Source organism: Plantactinospora endophytica (assembly GCF_016862915.1).
Classification (GTDB): Bacteria; Actinomycetota; Actinomycetes; order Mycobacteriales; family Micromonosporaceae; genus Plantactinospora; species Plantactinospora endophytica.
The window spans coordinates 1-1,324 of sequence record NZ_BONW01000076.1; the positions used below are offsets into that span (position 1 = coordinate 1).

A 1,324-nucleotide genomic window follows, 5' to 3' on the forward strand; every position below is an offset into this window, starting at 1 on the left:
GAACCGCCCCGGATCTTGTAGAGACTTCCCCGCTTGGGAAGGATCGAGAGATGGCAGGAACGAAGCCGTATCCGCAGGAGTTGCGGGAGCGGGCGGTGCGGATGGTCGCGGAGGTGCGGCCGAACTACGAGTCGGACTGGGCGGCGATCACGGCGGTGGCGGCCCGGCTGGGGATCGGGACGGCCGAGACGTTGCGTAAGTGGGTCCGGCAGGCGCAGGTCGACGACGGCCAGCGGCCGGGGGTCACGTCGGAGGAGTCGGCGGAGCTGAAGCGGCTGCGGCGGGAGAACGCCGAGTTGCGGCGGGCGAATGAGATCTTGAAGGCCGCGTCGGCTTTCTTCGCGGCCGAGCTCGACCGGCCTACGACACGCTCGTGAGCTTTATCGACGAGCATCGGGGCCGCTTTGGTGGAGTCGAGTCGATCTGTCGCGTGCTGCGTCAGCACGGGCTGGAGATCACCCCGAGCGGCTTCTGGGCGGCGAAGAAGCGTCCGCCGTCGAAGCGGAAGGTGCGCGATGCGCAGCTGACAGAACTCATCCGGGAGATCCACTCGGTGAACTACGGCGTCTACGGTGCCCGCAAGATCTGGCATGAGCTGCGCCGCCAAGGGCATCCGACGGCCCGGTGCTCGGTCGAGCGGTTGATGCGTGATGCCGGCCTGACCGGTGCCGTGCGGGGCAAGAAGATCCGCACCACGGTCGCCGATCCTGGGCATGAACGGGCCGCTGACCTGCTCAACCGGGACTTCACCGCCGCCCGGCCGAACCGGTGCTGGGTCGCGGACTTCACCCACGTCGCCGGCTGGTCCGGCGTCGTGTACGTCGCGTTCGTCGTCGACGTCTACTCAAGGGCGATCGTGGGTTGGTCGGCAGCGACGAACAAACGCACCCCGCTGGTCCTGGCTGCCCTGGACATGGGGCTGTGGCGCCGCGACCGCGCCGGCCGGCCGGTCGGTTCGGGACTGGTGCACCACAGCGATGCGGGCAGTCAGTACACGTCGTTCCGGTTCACCACCCACCTGCTCGATGCCGGTATCGACGCATCGATCGGCAGCGTCGGTGACGCCCTGGACAACGCGTTGATGGAATCCACCATCGGCCTCTACAAGACCGAACTGATCAAATCCCGAGGTCCGTGGCGCAGCCTCGCCCAGGTCGAACTCGCCACCGCCGAGTGGGTCGACTGGTACAACAACCAGCGCCTGCACTCCGCCATCGGGCACGTCCCACCGGCCGAATACGAATCGATGTTCCACGCTCAACCCCAGCCCCGCGAGGTGGTTGGAGCCAACAGCTGAGGTCTCCACAGAACCCGGGACGGTTCA

General features: G+C 67.4%; 1 protein-coding gene. It reads left to right on the plus strand.

The window, feature by feature from the left end; genetic code table 11:
• Nucleotides 1-50 precede the first annotated feature (50 nt).
• Nucleotides 51-1,297 (plus strand): IS3 family transposase gene (locus Pen02_RS41385; protein WP_203871679.1). Its coding sequence is split into 2 segments (ribosomal slippage): nt 51-333 and nt 333-1,297, totalling 1,248 coding nucleotides; the frame shifts between segments, so codons are not numbered across the junction.
• Nucleotides 1,298-1,324: the final 27 nt, after the last annotated feature.